Source organism: Enterobacter sp. TCD1-1 (genome assembly GCF_020567405.1).
GTDB lineage: Bacteria > Pseudomonadota > Gammaproteobacteria > Enterobacterales > Enterobacteriaceae > Enterobacter > Enterobacter quasiroggenkampii.
Genome location: NZ_JAJCXF010000001.1, coordinates 987934 through 1006811 on the forward strand (window position 1 = coordinate 987934; position 18878 = coordinate 1006811).

15 protein-coding genes and 1 other RNA gene are annotated in these 18878 nt (G+C 59.3%); 4 read left to right on the plus strand and 12 right to left on the minus strand.

Annotated features, from left to right (window positions below; all coding sequences use genetic code 11):
• Nucleotides 1–4 precede the first annotated feature (4 nt).
• The gene (locus LJA86_RS04790; RefSeq protein WP_045910272.1) at nt 5–661 is read right to left on the minus strand and encodes a CoA transferase subunit B; all 657 of its coding nucleotides are present in this window, start codon (nt 659–661) and stop codon (nt 5–7) included.
• Between the two features lie 2 nt (nt 662–663).
• On the minus strand, nt 664–1371 hold the full coding sequence (locus tag LJA86_RS04795) for a CoA transferase subunit A (protein WP_045910273.1): 708 nt from the start codon (nt 1369–1371) through the stop codon (nt 664–666).
• A gap of 140 nt (nt 1372–1511) precedes the next feature.
• On the opposite strand from LJA86_RS04795, the gene LJA86_RS04800 reads away from it, so the two are divergent.
• The gene (locus LJA86_RS04800) at nt 1512–2405 is read left to right on the plus strand and encodes a LysR family transcriptional regulator (protein WP_032645461.1); all 894 of its coding nucleotides are present in this window, start codon (nt 1512–1514) and stop codon (nt 2403–2405) included.
• Here LJA86_RS04800 and LJA86_RS04805 read toward each other — a convergent pair.
• The 8 genes from LJA86_RS04805 to ppsR form a co-directional block, all read right to left on the minus strand.
• Entirely contained in the window at nt 2402–3181 is a 780-nt protein-coding gene (locus tag LJA86_RS04805) for a heme ABC transporter ATP-binding protein (RefSeq protein WP_229225711.1), read from the minus strand. The genes LJA86_RS04800 and LJA86_RS04805 overlap by 4 nt on opposite strands.
• The gene (locus LJA86_RS04810) at nt 3174–4166 is read right to left on the minus strand and encodes a FecCD family ABC transporter permease (RefSeq protein ID WP_229225712.1); all 993 of its coding nucleotides are present in this window, start codon (nt 4164–4166) and stop codon (nt 3174–3176) included. Before LJA86_RS04810 ends, LJA86_RS04805 begins: the two co-directional genes overlap by 8 nt.
• A complete protein-coding gene (locus LJA86_RS04815) occupies nt 4166–4987 on the minus strand; it encodes a heme/hemin ABC transporter substrate-binding protein (protein WP_229225713.1) in 822 nt (273 codons plus the stop codon). Before LJA86_RS04815 ends, LJA86_RS04810 begins: the two co-directional genes overlap by 1 nt.
• Nucleotides 4984–6012: a hemin-degrading factor gene (gene chuS / locus LJA86_RS04820; protein ID WP_229225714.1), complete on the minus strand. Its 1029-nt coding sequence runs from the start codon at nt 6010–6012 to the stop codon at nt 4984–4986. The genes LJA86_RS04815 and chuS overlap by 4 nt, the downstream gene beginning before the upstream one ends.
• A gap of 47 nt (nt 6013–6059) precedes the next feature.
• Entirely contained in the window at nt 6060–8042 is a 1983-nt protein-coding gene (locus LJA86_RS04825) for a TonB-dependent hemoglobin/transferrin/lactoferrin family receptor (RefSeq protein WP_229225715.1), read from the minus strand.
• Nucleotides 8043–8119: 77 nt separating this feature from the next.
• Entirely contained in the window at nt 8120–8302 is a 183-nt protein-coding gene (gene hemP / locus LJA86_RS04830; RefSeq protein WP_045910279.1) for a hemin uptake protein HemP, read from the minus strand.
• A 196-nt stretch (nt 8303–8498) separates the two neighbouring features.
• Complete coding sequence (gene aroH, locus LJA86_RS04835; RefSeq protein WP_229225716.1) at nt 8499–9545, minus strand: 3-deoxy-7-phosphoheptulonate synthase AroH; 1047 nt, start codon at nt 9543–9545, stop codon at nt 8499–8501.
• A 152-nt stretch (nt 9546–9697) separates the two neighbouring features.
• Nucleotides 9698–10531 (minus strand): posphoenolpyruvate synthetase regulatory kinase/phosphorylase PpsR, encoded by an 834-nt coding sequence (gene ppsR, locus LJA86_RS04840; RefSeq protein ID WP_008500644.1) that lies wholly within the window; start codon nt 10529–10531, stop codon nt 9698–9700.
• A gap of 335 nt (nt 10532–10866) precedes the next feature.
• Between ppsR and ppsA the strand changes: the two genes are divergently transcribed.
• From ppsA to LJA86_RS04855, 3 genes are all read left to right on the plus strand, one after another.
• The gene (gene ppsA, locus LJA86_RS04845; protein ID WP_045910280.1) at nt 10867–13245 is read left to right on the plus strand and encodes a phosphoenolpyruvate synthase; all 2379 of its coding nucleotides are present in this window, start codon (nt 10867–10869) and stop codon (nt 13243–13245) included.
• A 233-nt stretch (nt 13246–13478) separates the two neighbouring features.
• The gene (locus tag LJA86_RS04850; protein ID WP_045910281.1) at nt 13479–14879 is read left to right on the plus strand and encodes an MFS transporter; all 1401 of its coding nucleotides are present in this window, start codon (nt 13479–13481) and stop codon (nt 14877–14879) included.
• A 3-nt stretch (nt 14880–14882) separates the two neighbouring features.
• Entirely contained in the window at nt 14883–17258 is a 2376-nt protein-coding gene (locus LJA86_RS04855; protein ID WP_229225717.1) for a glycoside hydrolase family 3 N-terminal domain-containing protein, read from the plus strand.
• A gap of 5 nt (nt 17259–17263) precedes the next feature.
• On the opposite strand, the gene rprA is transcribed toward LJA86_RS04855, so the two are convergent.
• An RNA gene (rprA, locus tag LJA86_RS04860) (antisense sRNA RprA) lies at nt 17264–17371 on the minus strand.
• 209 nt (nt 17372–17580) lie between these two features.
• A complete protein-coding gene (ydiK, locus tag LJA86_RS04865; protein ID WP_045910283.1) occupies nt 17581–18696 on the minus strand; it encodes an AI-2E family transporter YdiK in 1116 nt (371 codons plus the stop codon).
• Nucleotides 18697–18878 lie beyond the last annotated feature (182 nt).

An 18878-nucleotide genomic window follows, 5' to 3' on the forward strand; every position in this document is an offset into this window, starting at 1 on the left:
GTCCTCAGCTAAAGCGCATCTCGCGAACGTCGTCCGCCACAATCATTTTTCCGGCTGTCTTAGCCGCTATTTCGTCGATACTGACGCCGGGGGCGTATTCCCGCAGGATGAACGCGCCGTCCGCGATCTCGAGCAGCGCGAGGTCGGTTAAGACCCGGCGGATGCAGCCCGCGCCCGTAAGCGGCAGCGTGCAGCGCGACAGCAGCTTTGACTCACCGCTTTTTGACGCGTGGGTCATCACCACGATAATGTTCTGCGCCCCGGCGACGAGATCCATCGCGCCGCCCATCCCCTTGACCATCTTTCCGGGGATCATCCATGAGGCGATATTGCCTTCGACGTCCACCTCAAACGCGCCCAGCACCGTCAGGTCAACATGGCCGCCGCGGATCATGGCAAACGACTGGGCCGAGTCGAAAATGGCCGCGCCCGTGCGTGCGGTCACGGTCTGTTTACCGGCGTTGATCATGTCGGCGTCGAGGCTCTGCTCGTCAGGGAACGCGCCCATCCCCAGCAGCCCGTTTTCCGACTGAAGCATCACGTCCATTCCTTCCGGAATGTAGTTCGCCACCAGGGTAGGAATGCCGATCCCCAGGTTGACGTAATATCCGTCGCGCAGTTCGCGGGCGACGCGCATGGCCATCTGTTCACGGGTTAACATCGTCACACTCCTTCCGCGCGCAGCGTGCGCTGTTCAATGCGTTTTTCAAACTGGCCAACAATCAGCCTGTCGACGTAAATGCCCGGGGTATGAATGGCCGACGGGGGAAGCTCACCCGGCGCAACAATCTCCTCCACCTCGACGACCGTTATCCGGCCCGCCGTTGCCATCAGCGGATTAAAGTTTTGCGCGGTATGCCGGTAGACGACGTTGCCGTACCAGTCCGCTTTCCAGCCCTTGATCAGCGCGAAATCCCCCGTAATGGCCTCTTCGAGGATGTAATGCTTACCGGCAAACTGGCGCACGTCTTTGCCTGCAGCCACGGGGGTGCCGTAGCCGGTGGCCGTGTAAAATGCCGGAATACCCGCGCCGCCCGCGCGCACCTTTTCCGCCAGCGTGCCCTGAGGCGTGAGTTCAATCTCCAGTTCACCGCTCAGTACCTGCTGCTCGAACAGCGCGTTTTCGCCGACGTAAGAAGCCACTACCTTACGAACCTGCCGCGTCTCAAGCAGGAGCCCGAGACCGAAGCCGTCCACGCCGCAGTTGTTTGATACCACCGTCAGATCTTTCACCTGACGGCGTCTGACCTCTGCAATCAGGTTCTCCGGAATACCGCACAGGCCGAAGCCGCCCGCCAGCAAAGTCATCCCGTCCGTCAGCCCATCCAGCGCCTGCGCATAGCTGTCGACGCGCTTATCCAGTCCCGCCATCGTCATTCCTCCTCTTAACCGTGGCGGTATCATTAGGGGCGGCAACTCATTTGTTAATTTTGAATTTGTGACCCACTCATTAGGTTTTTTTATTAATTTCCTGTTAACTAAATTTTTTCAATTAGTTAACAGGATGAAAAATGAGAATGAGTGTCAAACAGTTACGCGCGTTTTTAGCGGTAGCTCACACTCTGAATTTCGCCCACGCCAGCGAACGGCTGAATCTCTCCCAGCCAGCTCTGAGCCTGACGATTAAAGCCCTGGAGGACGCGCTCGGCGGACCGCTGCTGCAGCGGAGCACGCGCAAGGTCGCGCTGACGCAGGAGGGCGAGACGTTTTTGCCGATGGCGCGGCAGCTGCTTGCCGACTGGGATAATGTCGAAGAGGCGATGCACCAGTGCTTTACCCTGCAGCGCGGTAAAATCTCGGTCGCGGCGATGCCGTCGTTTGCCGCGAATGTCCTGCCCGAGGTGCTGAAAGCGTTTCGCGATCGCCATGCCGGGATCAACGTCACCGTGCATGACGTGATTAACGAGCAGGTGATTGAGATGGTGCGGGAAGGGCGGGTCGAGATGGGCATCGCCTTTGAGCCCGCGCCCACGCACAACCTGCTGTTTACCCCGCTGGGTCTCGACCGCTTTGTTGCTATTGTGCCGAAAGATTCCCCGCTGGCGGGCAAAAAACGCCTGACATGGGAAGCGCTGCTGACGCTGGATTTCATCACCCTGCAGCGCCCGTCGGCGGTGCGTCTGATGATGGAAGAGGAGCTGGCGCGAAGCGGCAGAAAGCTGGACGTCGCGCTTGAAAGTCATCAGCTGGTGACGGTCGGGCGGATGGTCGCAAGCGGGCTGGGCGGCAGCGCCGTACCGGCGCTCTGCAAGACGCAGATGGCGTCGCTGGGCGCGGTCTGTATTCCGCTGGACAGTCCGCCTATTGAAAAGTGTATCGGAGTGATCCATCCAGGGCATACGCAGCTTTCAAAAGCGGCGCATGCCCTGCTGGAAACGCTGAAGGATTTTTATCAGCCCGATTAAGGGACAAGAAACACCTGCGGCGCGGCGTGAGCCGGGTGCCTGCCGACATGAACCTGTGCGCCGTACCAGTGCGCCAGCGCATCGGGCTGCAAAACGGTTTCCGGCTCTCCCTGAGACACGATCCTGCCGCTGTGCAGGAGCAGGAGGCGATCCGCCCACAGCGCTGCCAGGTTGAGGTCGTGCAGCACCGCGCAAACGTGCAGATGTCCCCGGCTGGTCAGGGATTTCAGCAGGCGCAGGAGATGCTGCTGGTGATAGAGATCGAGCGCAGAGGTGGGTTCATCAAGAAACAGCCAGCCGCGCGGCGCACCGTCGCACCAGAGCTGAGCCAGCGCGCGGGCGAGCTGAACGCGCTGCTGCTCGCCGCCGGAGAGCGCGGCAAACTGCCTGCCCGCCAGCGGTAAACAGCCGGTGATGGCCATCACCTCCTCGATCACCGACGCTTCAGGCGTGCGGGTCCAGGGCGCACGCCCCATACCGACGACCGCCTCAACCGGCCAGTCAAATCCGATCTGTGTGCTCTGGCGCATCACCGCCCGGTAGCGGGAGAGCTTGTCCGGCGACCAGACCGCAAGCGGTGTGCCCGCCAGGCTGCACCGTCCGCCCGCAGGTTTAAGGTAGCCGGTAAGCAGCCGCAACAGCGTCGATTTCCCGGCGCCGTTGGGGCCAATCAGCGCCACCAGCTCGCCCTGAGATAAGGTCAGCGTCACGTCGTGAATCAGCGTGCGTTGCCCGGCGCGAAAAACAAGGTTTTCTGCACAATAGCGTTCAGCCATGCGCACCTCCGCGACGAAAGATAAGCCACAGGAACCACGGCGCGCCGAGAAGGCTGGTCAACAAGCCGACCGGCATTTCCGCCGGGGCGACCAGACTACGCGCCAGCGTATCGGCCACCAGCAGGAGCAGCGCACCGGCCAGCACCGAACCGGGGAGCGTGGCCCGGTGGTCGGCTCCCAGCCACATGCGCACCAGGTGCGGCACCACCAGGCCGACAAAACCGATCACGCCGCTGACCGCAACGGCGGCAGCCACCAGCAGGGCACTGCACAACAGCAGGATGCGCTGCACAGCGGCAACCTCCACGCCGAGATAGTGCGCCTCTTCATCGCCCAGCTGCAGCAGGTTGAGGGGCCCTGCCAGACGCCAGATCGCCAGCAGGGTGGGGATCATCAGCGACGCGACGGCCAGCAGCGTCGACCACTGCGCCTGGCCGAGGCTGCCCATTCCCCAGAGGGAAAGCTGGCGAAGCTGGGCATCATTGCTGAGCCATGACAGCACGCCGACGGCGCCGCCGCACAGGGCGTTGATGGCAATCCCTACCAGCAGCAGGCGCGACAGGGAAGCGTCACGCTGTCGGCTGAGCAGGAAAATCACGACGGTGGCGGCCAGCGCGCCGAGAAACGCCGCCAGCATCGGGGCATACAGCATCACCAGCGCTGGCAGCGAGAGCGGAAGCACCACCCACAGGGCGACGGCAAGCGCCGCGCCGCTGCTGATGCCGAGCAGGCCCGGGTCCGCCAGCGGGTTGCGAAACAGCCCCTGCATTACGCACCCAGCCAGCGCCAGCGAACCGCCGATCGCCAGTGCCAGCAGCACGCGAGGCAGGCGGATCGTCAGCCATATTTGGCGCAGGGCCTCGTCGGTGCCGTTCCACAGCAGGCTGACCGGCAGGCGCAGCGCGCCAATGCCGCTGGCCGTCAGCGTCGTGACGACAAGCAGCGCGGCCAGCATCCATAATGACAGGGCGGCTCGCCGGGACATCAGGGCAGTTGCTCCGCTTTGGCACGCAACTCCCGGATGGCTTCCGGCGTTCGCACGCTGAAGCCCAGCAGCGCCATGTCATCAATCGCCAGCACCTGCCTGTTCCGTCCTGCAGGGGTTTGCGCCAGGCCGGGCAGCGTCCACAGATTCGCCTCCCCACCCAGGGCGTTGATGCCGTCCTGCGAAATCACCACCAGATCGGGTCGGCTGGCAATCGTGCCTTCCTGAGACAGCGGCTGATAGCGGGTGAACCCCTGCATCGCGTTCTGCAGCCCCGCCGCACGAATGGCCGCGTCCGCGCCGGTCTGTTGTCCGGCAGCCATGGCGGTCATTCCGCCGTGGTTGAGAATAAACAGCACCCGCTTTTTGAGCGGCGACGCGGGAAGCGCCGACAGCGCCTGACGCAGCGTCTTGCGCAAGGCTTCCCCCTCGGCCTCGCGGTGCGTCGCTTCAGCGACGATCCGTACCTTTTCGTCAATGACGCTCAGATCGTTACCGGCAGGAATTGCGATGACCCTGACGTGGCTTTGCTCAACCTGCTTGAGCGCCAGAGACGGCTGCGCCTGGGCGCTGGCCAGCACCAGCGTAGGGCGCATGGATAAGATCCCTTCCGCGTTGAGCTGGCGCAGATAGCCCACGTCCGGCAGTGCGGTTGCCGCCTGCGGCCACTGGCTGGTGCTGTCGCGGGCCACGAGGGAAGAAGCCGCGCCGAGGGCGTAGACAATCTCGGTGACGTCGCCGCCGAGCGTGATGATTTTCTCCTGCGGCGCAGCAAACGCCAGCAGGGGCAGGGCGCTGATCAGGGCAAGCCACCGTTTCATGCGGCCAGCCCTTTCGCCGTTAAGGCGTCAATCTGGCTGCGCCACTGGCTCTGCTCCGGCTCCCCTTCGGTGCGCTGGCCGTACAGCTGGGCGATTTGCGTCCCGTCGGCGGCAAACAGCTCCAGGCTGGTGACATGCCCGTCCGCGGTCGGTTTGCGCGTGACCCACGTCTCGGCAATCGCGTCTTCAAGCAGGTGCAGGGTAAAGGTTGGGTTGAAGATATTCAGCCAGCCTTTCATCGGCGCCAGCTTTTCCACCACGCCGGTGAAAATCTGCACGCAGCCGCGGTTGCCGACGAAGACCATGATTTCATTGCCGTCCCGACGCGCCGTCTCCAGCAGCTGCGCCAGCGCGCTGTTCTCTACCCGACAGGCCAGATCGTCCCCCACCAGGCGAAACGCCTGCTGGCGGCTGAGGTTATGACGTTTCAGCAGGCTGAAGAACTGATGCACGTCGGTCATGGCGCGCCACTCTTTGTCCACGAGGGCGGCTTGCGGACTTTCCGCGTGAGCAGGCGCATCGGGCGCCTTTAACACCAGCGGTGGATTATCGGCAAAGATAAAACGGGTCAGCACGTCGCCCCAGGCGGAACGGTCGGTGTTGTCCGTGGCGTAGACCTTCAGCAGGGCATCGCCCTGATGGTCGAAGAACTGAATACTTTGCCGCTCGCCGCGGGCGGTGGCTTCACTGATGTGAAACGCGCTTGCCCACTGGTTGAGGAACAGGCGCAGATCCAGCGCGCGCGGGTTCAGCACCAGCCCGGCATGGCCGTTCAGGTGCTGGTTGGTGAAGTTCCCGACCTGCTCGTGAACGGCGTAGTCGTTGCGGCAGATACATTTGGTTTCGCCCACCGCCTCCAGCGCGCCCAGGATCTCGCGCATTTCACCGTGCAGTCGCCAGGCGTCGTGGCCCACGCGGGCAAAGGTCAGCTCCGCTTCGCTGATGTTCATTAACCCTGCAAGGTCGCGCGCGTACTTACCCGGATTTTCTTCTTTTAGCTCAAGCCAGCGTGTGTAGTGATTCATTGTCTCTTCCTTTCAAAGCAATGCCCCGGTCAGCCGGGGCGAAGGGATTACCATTGATAACTGACGAAAATCTTCCCGTTACGGCCGTCCTGCGGAATGCCCTGAGGTGACCAGTACGCTTTGTCGAAGGCGTTGCCGAGTACCAGCGTCGTGGTCACGCCTTTGAGCCGTTCCTGGCCCTTATAGCTGACATAGAAGTCATTGACCGCATAGCCCGGCTGCTCGCTGTAGCTGCTGCTGATATGCGTTGAGCGATCGACAAAGGTGCCAATCCAGCCGACGGAAAAACCGCTCTGCGCCACCGGAATGTCCAGCTTGCTGGTAACGGTATCCGGGTTGATGCTGGAGATGTACTCGCCCGTATCGGTATCTTTCCCGCGCGTGCGGTTGTAGGCCAGGTCGAGGTTGAAGAGGTCGGCAGAGTATTTTGCCATCATGTCCCAGCCCCAGATTTTGGCGTTCGGGACGTTATACGACATGGTGGTTGCCGCCGCGAAATTGACGGTGGTGGAGATATAATCTTTGGCTTTGGTATCGAAATAGCTGGCTTTAAACTCCAGCGCATCGTTGGCAAGCAGCAGATCGTCAAAGCGCAGACCGAAACCAAACTCCTGCGTTTCGTTGGTTTCCGGGCGCAGGTTCGGGTTCGGCACCCAGTAGTTGGTATAGAAGCGGCCAATGGAGAAGTGTTTGGCGTCGTTGTACATCTCACCCATGGTGGGGGCGCGGAACGCCTGCGCGTAAGAGCCAAACAGCATCAGCCAGTCGGTCGGGCTGACGGTCAACCCGGCGCGGGAGGACCATTTATCGGCATCGACATCGTCGTAGCCATTGCTGCTGCCGCGGTAGTTGTCATACCGCGTGCCGCCCAGCAGGGTGACCGGCAGATCGCGCAGGGTAATTTCGTCCTGCAGCCAGCCGGAGCTGAAGTCGATTTTCGCCTCCGGGAAGCCGGTGGTTGCCCCGCCCGGATGCTGCTCCTGACGATAATATTCCCCGCCGTAGGTCAGGAGGTGTGATGCTAAGGTGTCGCTGAACAGGCGGGTGCGGTTTTCCACCTTGCCACCTTTGGTGGTCTGCTTGCGGAACTCACCGCTGTTGTCGATATTCTGGGCATTAATGCGCGCTTCGGACCAGTAGACCTTCGCGTCGGCGTTCAGCCAGTCGTTACCTTCCGGGGCGATGTGATAGCCCACCTGCGCGTCACGCTGAATGGTGGAGCGATCGGTCATCGGGTTACTGCTGTCCGCCCCGGGGGTTTGCGGGTTTTTCGGTTCCTGAGCGTCGTTATTGTAGTAGCGCAGGGAGCCGCTCAGGGTCTGGGCCGGGTCGATTTTCCAGCTGCCTTTCGCCAGCATGTTATTGATGGATTCGTCGTTAGGGGCGGTTGCTCCGTCGCTCTGGCGAATATCACCGCGATCCCGGCTGGACCAGGCCACCAGACCGTCCAGGGTGTCGGTGCGGCCGTAGGCGCTGGCCCCCATGCCGAGACTGTGATCGCCCGTCGCGCCCGTTCCAAACACGCGGTAGCCGCTGTTTTTACCCGGCTCCAGCAGATCTTTTGCATCGGCGGTATCATAGGAAATCACGCCGCCCAGCGCGCCGCTGCCGTACAGCAGGGCCGACGGGCCGCGAACCACTTCGATACGTTTAATCAGCGCCGGATCGAGGAACGTGCTGTTCAGGTGACCGGTGTCGGTGCCCTGACGCACGCCGTCAACCAGCACCAGCACGCCGCGCCGGTCATAGCCGCGCAGGTTCACGTCCTGCCCGTTGGTGCGCCCGGCGCCGTCCAGCGTCAGGCCGGGGACGCTACGCAGCAGGTCGGCCGCCGAGCTGGCGGTTTGCTTCTCCGGCGCGCTGGCGTCAATCACGCTCACCATCATGGGGGCTTCAAAGGCGCTGCGGGCGTTGCCCGTGGCGGTGACGGTAATGTCATCTGTGGCAGCAAACGCCGCGGTCGGCAGGGCGCTGACAATTGCCAGCGTCAGAAGTGACGGGCGTAAAGACGCGGAAGGCAGGTGTGGCATAGCAACTCTCCATTAGAATTGAAAAGCGCTGGCTGCCTGGGGTTTACCTGGGTGGCTGGCGTAGTTTTTTGTGTTGTTTATTTTGTGAGGATCAGTTTTCCGGCATGGGTCTGGCGCAGCAGATAGCGCTGGCCGTCATGCTCGATAATGACCCGGCCCTCATCACCGAGCAGGGTTTTGCTGTCAATCCGACGCTCGATAGGGGCTGGTGCTGTGTCTGTTTTTGCTGGCGTTGCCGCGCTGTTATCCGTACGTGACATAATGTTTATAAATAACAATCAATGTAACAATGATAATCATTATCAATAAACTGCAAATTCACGGCAAGCGTTTTTGTGAAAAAAGGGCGAGAGGATCAATATTGTGCAATGAAAAGCCCGGTGGCGGCTTCGCCTTACCGGGCCTACAACGGCAAGAATCGTAGGCCGGGTAAGCGCAGCGCCACCCGGCAGGATGTCAAAAGCGTGTGTCCACGGCTGCTGCGAGTTTCTCCAGCAGCAACTCGCTGTCTTCCCAGCTCAGGCACGGGTCGGTGATCGACTGTCCGTATACCATATGCTGGCCAGCAACGATTTTCTGCGTGCCTTCTTTGATAAAGCTCTCCGCCATAATCCCTGCAACAGCGGTTGAACCGCTGCGGATCTGCTGGCAGATCTCATCGCAAACGTCCAGCTGGCGGCGATGCTGCTTCTGGCAGTTGCCGTGGCTGAAGTCCACCACCAGATGTTCCGGCAGGTCGAACTCGGCCAGGGTTTCACAGGCTGCCGCAATATCTTGTGCATGGTAATTGGGTTTCTTGCCGCCGCGCATAATGATATGCCCGTACGGGTTACCGCTGGTCTGGTAGATGGTCATATGACCGCTCTTGTCCGGCGACAGGAACATGTGGCTGGCACGGGCAGCGCGGATGGCATCAACCGCAATACGGGTATTGCCATCGGTCCCGTTTTTAAAGCCGACCGGACAGGAGAGGGCGGAGGCCATCTCGCGGTGGATTTGGCTTTCGGTGGTGCGTGCGCCAATCGCGCCCCAGCTGATCAGATCGGCGATAAACTGCCCGGTCACCATATCAAGAAACTCGGTGGCGGTCGGCACGCCCAGCTCGTTGACCTGCAAAAGCAGCTTACGTGCCAGCTCGATGCCGTGGTTCACGCGATAGCTGCCGTTCAGGTCAGGGTCGGAAATCAGCCCTTTCCAGCCCACCACGGTCCGCGGTTTTTCAAAGTAGGTTCGCATCACAATCTCAAGGCGGTGCTGATACTTATCCCGCAGGCCCTGAAGCCGTTTTGCATAATCCATCGCGGCATCCAGATCGTGGATGGAGCAGGGACCAATCACCACCAGAAGACGCTTGTCTTCACCATTAAGTATTTTTTCAATGCGGCGGCGGGAGGCCGTCACGTGTTCCGCAACGGCAGCGGAAACAGGATGCCGCTGGGCCAGTTCAGCCGGCGTAACCAGGCTGTCAATGCGCGCAGTGCGGAGTTCATCGGTTTTATTCATGGAATGTCTCAGAAAATTTTTGCTTCATCGGCAGACTACCGGGAAGTGATGGGCATCACCTTAAACCAATCCCTGCTGATTTCAAGTTCGGGGCGACACCGCCCCGTGGTTACCGATGATGATACCTGAATCTGAGCTAATGTACTAGCATATTAGTACATGCGGCGGTTAAGCCCCATGATGTCGAGAATTTTGGTGGCAATTTCTTCCACAGAGTAGTTGGTGCTGTTCAGCCACGGGATTTGATTTTTGCGGTACAGGGCTTCCACTTCGGATACCTCCATCCGGCACTGGCGCATGGAGGCGTAACGGCTGTTCTCGCGGCGCTCTTCGCGGATGGCGGCAAGGCGTTCCGGATTAATGGTCAGGCCGAACAGTTTGTGCTGCAGCGGCTTAAGGGCGGCGGGCAGCACCAGATTATCCATATCGTCAGCAATAAACGGGTAGTTGGCGGCGCGAATGCCGAACTGCATCGCCAGGTAGAGGCTGGTCGGCGTTTTGCCGCAGCGCGACACGCCTAGCAGGATCACCTGCGCCTGGTCGAGATTACGCAGAGAGATACCGTCGTCGTGCGCGAGGGTGTAATCGATGGCGGCGATACGTGCGTCGTACTTGGTCAGGTTGCCGGGGTTCAGCCCGTGGGTACGGTGGGCGATAGGCGTCGGGTCGAGCTTCAGCTCGCTTTGCAGCGGAGCCACCAGCGCCTGCACGATATCCTGGCAGAAGCCTTCACTCTGCAGAATGATGGCGCGAATCTCGGGGATCACGATGGAGTAGAACACCAGCGGGCGAACGCCGGTCTGCTGGTAAATGGCGTCGATCTGGTCCTTCACCGCTTTGGCGCGGCTCTCATTTTCGACAAACGGCAGCGTAATGCTGTTGATCGATACGGGAAACTGCGACATCACCGCGTGGCCCAGCACTTCGGCGGTGATCGCCGTACCATCAGAAATATAAAAAACGTGACGATCGACAGCACTATCCATTTTACCCACCCTGAATATCAGACGTAATTGTCTGAAAGCATAAATTAAAAAAGTAATTTACACAGCAAAGAACTTATCCTAATTATGAATGAAACGCTGTTTTTGATTTTCCTGAAAAGTGGATTTCATTTTTCTAATAGCGACTTTATTTTTGGGGTTTCTGGCTGAATATAGAGGAATCATCGGGTTAATCGTTGATGGGAAAGTATCCGAAAAGTTGAAATTTTAAATTGCTTACACGATTCACCGTTTTTTTAGCGGAAATAAATATGCCAGTATAAATACGTAGTCAGGTGTTACTTACTCCGATCAAATATCACAAAAGGATTGTTTCGATGTCCAACAATGGCTCGTCACCGCTGGTGCTTTGGTATAACCAACTCGGCATGAATGATGTAGACAGAGTTGGGGGCAAAAATGCCTCCCTGGGTGAAATGATTACAAACCTGTCGGGTATGGGTGTCTCCGTACCGAACGGGTTTGCCACCACCGCCGATGCCTTTAACCTGTTTTTAGACCAGAGCGGTGTTAACCAGCGCATTTACGACCTGCTGGATAAAACGGATATTGATGACGTCACCGAGCTTGCCAAAGCCGGGGCGCAGATCCGCCAGTGGATCATCGACACACCTTTCCAGCCGGAACTGGAAAAAGCCATTCACGACGCATACAACCAGCTCTCTGCTGACGATGCGCAGGCCTCCTTTGCCGTGCGTTCCTCTGCGACCGCGGAAGACATGCCGGACGCCTCGTTTGCCGGGCAGCAGGAAACCTTCCTGAACGTCCAGGGTTACGATGCGGTGCTGGTGGCCGTGAAGCACGTGTTTGCTTCCCTGTTTAACGACCGTGCCATCTCCTATCGCGTGCACCAGGGCTACGACCATCGCGGCGTGGCACTTTCCGCTGGCGTGCAGCGCATGGTGCGCTCGGACGTAGGCTCATCCGGCGTGATGTTCTCCATTGATACCGAATCCGGCTTCGACCAGGTGGTGTTTATCACCTCCGCGTGGGGTCTGGGTGAGATGGTTGTGCAGGGTGCGGTAAACCCTGACGAATTCTACGTTCACAAGCCTACGCTGGCCGCTGGCCGTCCGGCGGTGGTGCGCCGCACCATGGGCTCGAAAAAAATCCGCATGATCTATGCCCCGACCCAGGAGCATGGCAAGCAGGTTAAAATTGAAGACGTACCGCAGGAGCAGCGCGACCGCTTCTCCCTGACCGACGCCGAAGTGCAGGAGCTGGCGAAGCAGGCGGTGCAGATTGAAAAACACTACGGCCGTCCGATGGATATCGAATGGGCGAAAGACGGGAACACCGGCAAGCTGTTTATCGTGCAGGCGCGTCCGGAAACTGTCCGCTCTCGCGGCCAGGTGATGGAGCGTTATACGCTGCACGCCCAGGGCAAAATCGTGGCGGAAGGCCGTGCTATCGGTCACCGCATCGGTGCTGGCCCGGTGAAAGTGATCCACGACATCAGCGAGATGAACCGTATTGAGCCCGGCGACGTGCTGGTGACCGACATGACCGACCCGGACTGGGAACCGATCATGAAGAAAGCGGCGGCTATCGTCACCAACCGCGGCGGCCGTACCTGTCACGCGGCGATCATTGCCCGCGAACTGGGTATTCCTGCGGTTGTCGGCTGCGGTGATGCTACCGAGCGCATGAAGGACGGACAGAACGTGACCGTCTCCTGTGCCGAAGGCGATACCGGCTACGTGTATGCCGATATCCTCGACTTCAGCGTGAAGAGCTCCAGCGTGGATACCATGCCGGACCTGCCGCTGAAGATCATGATGAACGTCGGTAACCCGGACCGCGCGTTCGACTTCGCCTGCCTGCCGAACGAAGGCGTAGGCCTGGCGCGCCTGGAGTTTATCATCAACCGTATGATCGGCGTTCACCCGCGTGCGCTGCTGGAGTTTGACGACCAGGATCCGAAGCTGCAGAACGAAATCCGCGAGATGATGAAAGGCTACGACTCGCCGAAAGAGTTCTACGTCGGCCGTCTGACCGAAGGGATCGCGACGCTGGGTGCCGCTTTCTATCCGAAACGCGTGATTGTGCGTCTGTCTGACTTTAAGTCTAACGAATACGCCAACCTGGTCGGCGGCGAGCGCTACGAGCCGGAAGAAGAGAACCCGATGCTGGGCTTCCGCGGGGCCGGACGCTACGTGTCCGACAGCTTCCGCGACTGCTTCGCGCTGGAGTGTGAGGCGGTGAAGCGCGTGCGCAACGACATGGGGCTGACCAACGTGGAGATCATGATCCCGTTCGTACGTACCGTGGATCAGGCGAAAGCGGTTGTGGACGAGCTGGCGCGTCAGGGGCTGAAGCGCGGCGAGAACGGGCTGAAGATCATCATGATGTGTGAAATTCCGTCCAACGCCCTGCTGGCCGAGCAGTTCCTCGAGCACTTCGACGGCTTCTCTATCGGCTCGAACGACATGACGCAGCTGACGCTGGGTCTGGACCGCGACTCCGGCGTGGTCTCCGAGCTGTTCGATGAACGTAACGAGGCGGTGAAGGCGCTGCTCTCCCTGTCCATTCGCGCGGCGAAGAAGCAGGGCAAATACGTCGGGATTTGTGGTCAGGGTCCATCCGACCATGAAGACTTCGCTGCCTGGTTGATGGAAGAGGGGATTGATAGCCTGTCCCTGAACCCGGATACGGTGGTGCAAACCTGGCTGAGCCTGGCGGAACTGAACAAGTAACCGCTTAAAAACGGATAAAGGCGAGGAGATATCTCCTCGCCTTTTTTATTTTCCCTCTTATTTGCTCCCCATCACAAATAAAGTAAAAAACCAAATATCATAATTTGTCTGTCAATTTAGACAATTGTTAGCGCGCAACGCGTTGCTAATACTTGAGCCTTACTGCGCATTTCCCTTTCAGTGATGCGCAACTGGTTGAAATACGTTTTAACCTGATAAAAAGGCAAATAACAATGACACTCTCCTCTGTATTGCGTACCAAAGATAAAATAGGTTATGGCTTAGGTGATATGGCCAGCGCGCTGGTCTGGCAAACGGCAACCTTATTTCTCGCTTATTTCTATACGGACGTTTTTGGGCTACCCGCCGCAATCATGGGCACCATGTTTTTAGTGGTGCGCGTGGTTGATGCGTTTGTCGACCCGTGCATTGGCGCCCTGGTGGATCGCACCCAGACGCGTCACGGTCGTTTCCGTCCCTGGCTGCTGTGGTTCGCCATTCCGTTTGGCGTAAGCTGCCTCATTACTTTCTATGTACCGGACGTGGGGCCGACGGCGAAAATCGTTTATGCCTGTGTGACCTACGCGATCTTAAGCCTGATTTACTCCGCCATTAACGTACCTTACTGCGCCATGCCCGGCGCGCTGACGCTGGATCCGCGCGAGCGTCACTCCCTGCAGTCGTGGCGCTTTGGCCTGTCGTTTATCGGCGGGTTGATTGTGACGGTGATTGCCCTGCCGCTGGTCTCGCTGTTAGGCCAGGGCAACGTGCAGAAAGGCTATTTCTATGCCATGAGCCTGATGGGGCTGCTGGGCATTGTGCTCTTTTTCTGCTGTTTCCTGATGACCCGAGAGCGCTATTCGCCGCGCAATGATACCTCCGGCTCCATGCTGACCGATTTAAAACTGCTGGCCGGTAACAGCCAGTGGCGCATTGTTTTCCTGTTTAATATTTTGCTGTTAACGGCGGTGGTAACGCGTGGTTCCGCCACGATGTATTACGTGAACTATGTGCTGTTGCGCCCGGAGCTGGTTTTTGCCTTTATTGTTTCCGGAATGGTCGCCTCCTTAAGCGGCGCATTATTATCTGAACGGCTGCTGGGGAAATTTGACCGCGTGCGCGCCTACCAGTGGACCATTATTTCCTTCGTTATTTTCGGCGCGCTGATTTTCTTCCTGCCGCCTTCACAGGTGTGGCTGATTTTTGGCCTCAACATCGTCTTTAGCTTTGTGCAAAACCTGACCACGCCGCTGCAGTGGACCATGTTCTCCGATGTGGTCGACTACGAAGAGCATCGCAGCGGCCGCCGCCTTGACGGGCTGGTCTTTTCCACCGCACTGTTTGCCATCAAATTCGGCCTGGCGCTGGGTGGCGCGGTGGTCGGCTGGGTGCTGGGCATGGTGGATTACGCCCCGGGACAGGCAACTCAGGCGCCCCACGTACTCTCTACGATTAACGCGCTGTTCACCCTTATCCCTTGCGCGCTGTTCCTTTGCATGGTCGCGCTGCTTGCTATCTACAAGCTCAACAGTCGGCTGGTGGATTCCATCGCCCGGGAGTTGGCCAGCAAGCGTGAGGTGAGACCCGACGCGGGGCAGCTCAGCCCAACAATCCCTTCCGCACTACAGGAGTAAAACATGACAGCTATCTATAAGGACGCGGGACGTCCCGTGCACGAGCGCGTCGCCGATTTACTGGCGCGTATGACCCCGGAAGAGAAGTTCGCCCAGATGCATGCCTACTGGCTGATCCTCGATGAAAACGGCAACCATCGCGAACGCAGCGATCTCAGCGATGAATTCGCTGGCGTGAGCGAGCAGGCTGCGCTGAGCGAACGGCTAAAGCTGGGCGTCGGGCAGATCACCCGTCCGCTGGGTACCCATATCGTTGACGCGAAAACCGGGGTGCGCGCCGCTAACCGCCTGCAGCGCATGATGATGGAAGAGACGCGCCTCGGCATTCCGGCATTGTTCCATGAAGAGTGCCTGGTGGGGCTGCTGTGCAAAGACGCCACCCTGTTCCCGTCGTCGCTGAACTACGGCTCTACCTGGGACCCTGAACTGGTACAGCGCGCGGCAGAGCAGATCGGTGTAGAGGCGCGGTCCGTCGGCTGTCAGCAGGGGCTGGCGCCGGTGCTGGACGTTTCCCGCGACGTGCGCTGGGGGCGAACCGAAGAGACCTTCGGGGAAGATCCCTGGCTGGTGGGGGTGATGGCAACCGCCTACGTGAAAGGGTTGCAGGGCGATAGGCGCGATCTGCTGGCGACGCTCAAGCACTACGTGGGCCACTCGTTCAGCGAAGGGGCGCGCAACCATGCGCCGGTACATCTGGGCTTTAGCGAACTGAACGACACCTTCCTGCTGCCGTTTGAAATGGCGGTGAAGCTGGCCAATGCCGGGTCGGTGATGCCGGCCTACCACGATATCGACAATCAGCCGGGGCACAGCGACAGCTTCCTGCTGACCACCGTCCTGCGCGAACAGTGGGGCTTCGACGGGATTATTGTCGCGGATTACGGCGGCGTCAGCCTGCTGCACCAGCATCACGGGGTGTCCCACGATGCGGCCGAATCCGCCGCGCTGGCCTTTAACGCCGGGCTGGACGTCGAGCTGCCGAAAGATGACTGCGCGCGCCATCTGGCGGACGCCGTTGAGCGCGGGCTGATTTCTATGACCAGGGTGGATGAGATCGTGGCGCGCGTGCTGACCGAAAAATTCCGCCTGGGCCTGTTTGAAAACCCGTACGCGGATGAAAATGGTATCGATCTGCAAAATGACACCACCCGACAGGTTGCGCGGGAGGTGGCGACGAAATCGGTCACGCTGCTGGAAAACAACGGTATTTTACCGCTCGGCGGTAAGCCCCGCGTGGCGGTGGTGGGGCCGACGGCAGACGATCCGCTGGCGTTGCTCAGCGGCTACAGCTTCCCGGTGCATCTGATCATCAGCGATATGGTGGAAGAGACCTCACAGGTGACGACCCCGCGCGCGGCGCTGGAACATTACCTCGGTGCGTCGCAGGTCCGTTACGCCAAAGGGTGTCACATCATCGAGAAACGGATGGCGGGTGCGCCGGTCTTCCCGGGAGACAGCGGCGGTAAGCCGATGCAGCAGTCGCCGGTCTCGCAAAGCACCGCGCTGATCCCCGAGGCCGTGAACGCGGCGCAGGAGAGTGACGTGGTGGTGGCCTGCGTGGGCGATCTCGCCGGGCTGTTCCAGAGCGGAACCGTGGGGGAAGGTTCCGACACCGACTCCCTGAATCTGCCGGGCGTGCAGCAACAGCTGCTGGAGGCGCTGGTGGCGACGGGCAAACCGGTGATTGTCGTGATGACCGGCGGGCGCCCATACAACCTTCAGGGGCTGGAGGATAAGATTGCAGCGCTGCTGGTGGCGTGGGCGCCAGGGCAGGAAGGGGGCTGGGCGATCGCGGACGTGCTAACGGGACGCGCTGAGCCGCAGGGGCGTCTGGTGGTGAGCGTGCCGAAAAGCGCCGGGGCAATGCCGTATTACTACAATCACAAGCTCAAAAGCGGCGGCACGCCGTTTGCGTTCCACTTCGGTTCACGTTATCCGTTTGGCTTCGGCCTTGGCTGGACGACGTTTAGCTGGGGGGCTGCCCGCGTAGCTGAAAGCAGCGTGCCGGTCGACGGCGAGGTGACGCTGAGCGTGGATATCACCAATGCCGGGGAACGCAGCGGCAGCGAGGTGGTGCAGGTTTACGTGAGGGATAAGGTCGCCACCCAGGTGCGACCGCTTCAGGAGCTGAAAGCCTTCCAGCGCGTCACGCTTTCGCCGGGCGAAACCGCCACGCTCAGCTTTACGCTACCGGTTGAGATGTTCAACTTTACCCGCCGGGACGGGAAACGCATCGTTGAGCCGGGCGAGTTTGAACTGCAGGTTGGCGCATCGTCGGCGGATATCCGCGCGGCGGTGATGGTTAATGTGACAGGGGAAACGCGGGTGCTGCCTGCTGAGTGGCGGATGCTCAGTACCTGTGAGGTTAAGCGCGCGTAGTCAGGATAAAAAAAAGCCCATCGTGGGAGATGGGCAAAGACTACACACAGCAATTCGTTGTTTCACTCAGGGGATTTCCATGCTTATAAATCAAGGTGTTGATCTATAACCGTGTCCTAATAGTAGGCATGTCATCTTTTAGCGTCGATCGGATTCGTCTCAATAGTTAAAGAGACGTAAAGATTTTTTAAGGTGAATAGCGGACTTAGAGCAAAAAAGGCGGGTCTGACCAGTGAGCAACGAATAAATACTTTAGCAGAGTTAAAGTATTATGAGGGGGAATGTAGGCCGGGTAAGCGTTAGCGCCACCCGGCAAAAAAACTTAATGCGTGTTCTTCTCTTCCAGCTCTTCCAGTTCGCTCAAAATCACGTCCGGGTCTGTTCCCGGAGGCGGAATTTCATGCACCCAGGCGGAGAACAGACGCCAGGTGACGGCGAGCAGTACCGGGCCAATAAACAGGCCTATCATGCCAAAGGCAATCAGTCCGCCAATGACCCCGGAGAGGATCAGGATCAACGGCAGGTCAGCACCCATGCGGATGAGTATCGGACGAATGACGTTATCCATGGTGCCGACCACGCAACTCCAGACCAGCAGCACCGTTCCCCACGTGGTATCACCCGTCCAATACAGCCAGATAATACTAGGGACCAGCACCAGCAGCGGTCCCAGTTGCGCAAGACAGGTCATCAGCATGACCACGGTGAACACGGTAGCGTACGGTACGCCGGAAATCGCCAGACCGATACCGCCCAGCACCGCCTGCACCAGAGCGGTCACCACCACGCCCAGCGCCACCGCGCGCACGGCCTGCGCAGCCAGTAAAACCGCCGCGTCACCCCGTTTGCCCGCCAGGCGGGTGGCGAAGTGACGAACGCCTAAAGCCACCTGCTCGCCGCGCCAGTAGAGCAGGGCGCTGAAGAGCAGCATCAGGGTACAGTGCATCATAAACCGGCCGATATGCGCCGCCTGACCCACAAACCAGGTCGTGGTCGTGCCAATGTACGGGCGGACTTTTGCCATCAGCGCGCTGCCGCCCATCTCCAGCAGGCTATGCCAGCCGCTGTAGAGCTTGGCGCCCACCACCGGAATGCTGTTCAGCCAGGCGAGATCCGGCAGCGTCAGGTCACCGCTGCTAATAGCGCGAATAACGGGGCCACTGGAATCCACCAGGCTATTCACCAGCAGGGCAATCGGAATAATAAACAGCAGGAACAGCAGGAGCGTCATGACCAGCACCGCTAACCCGCGGCGGCCAAACAGCAGCTTCTGCAAACGCAGCAGCAAAGGCCACGTGGCAACGACAACGGTCGCGGCCCAGGCGAAGCCGAGAATAAAGGGTTGAACAATCCACAGACACGCAATAATCATGAGGGCCAGGAACAGCACCGACAGCAAAATTTGCGCAACATCCCTGGGCTGGCGAAGATTGACCATAAATGAAACTTTCCTTAAAAGAACGCCAGCGTGGCTGGCGGGAACGGAAAACCGCGTCTCTCTAATCATTGATGATCTCAGCGGTTTTTGACAGGCGGATTTTGCCTGTAATTCAGCAGAGATTATAAGAAAAAAATGTGATAAAACTTTTAAGATACACGCAAACGATTTCATACAACTCT